This is a genomic window from Streptomyces huiliensis (assembly GCF_020037025.1).
Classification (GTDB): domain Bacteria; phylum Actinomycetota; class Actinomycetes; order Streptomycetales; family Streptomycetaceae; genus Streptomyces; species Streptomyces huiliensis.
This window is the reverse complement of the sequence record NZ_JAIQLH010000220.1, coordinates 1-659: the sequence shown is the minus strand read 5'-3', so window position 1 is coordinate 659 and position 659 is coordinate 1. Positions and strand designations below refer to the sequence as shown.

General features: G+C 81.9%; 1 protein-coding gene. It reads left to right on the top strand.

The genetic code is table 11. The features are described from left to right. Positions 1-659: SMC hinge domain-related protein (locus JNW98_RS28570; RefSeq protein WP_504755493.1), on the top strand; the 659-nt coding region annotated here is incomplete at both ends.

The window sequence follows — 659 nt, the reverse complement described above, 5'->3', positions numbered from 1 at the left end:
GCCGCCGCCCGCGAGGCCGCCACGGACGCCGACCGCCGCCGGGCCGCCGTCACCGCCCGGCACGACGCCCTCGCCCTGGGCCTGCGCCGCAAGGACGGCACGGGCGCCTTGGTGGCGGCGGGGGAGCGGTGGGACGGGCTGCTTGGCCCGGCCGCGGAGCTCCTGACCGTCGCCCCGGGGTACGAGCTCCCGGTGGCCGCCGCCCTGGGTGCCGCCGCCGACGGGGTCGCCGTCACCGGCCTCCCGGCCGCCGCCGAGGCCCTGCGCCTGCTGAAGAAGGAGGACGCGGGCCGCGCTGTCATGCTCCTCGGCGGCGCCCCTTCCGCCGCTGCCCCGGAGCGCCCCGCCCCGCCCGTCGGCCGGTACGCCGCCGGCCTGGTCACCGGCCCCGAGGAGCTGCTGCCCGCCGTGCGGCGGCTGCTGGACGGCGTGGTGGTCGTGGACGCGCTGGAGGACGCCGAGCGGCTGGTGGCCGGGCGCCCGGAGCTGACCGCCGTCACCGCCGAGGGCGACGTCCTCGGCGCCCACCTCGCCCAGGGCGGGTCCGAGGGCGCGCCCAGCCTGCTGGAGGTGCGGGCGGCCGTCGACGAGGCCGCCGCCGAGCTGACGGAGCTGGACGGGCGCTGCGCCGAGCTGGCCCGGGCCCAGGCGGAGGCGGG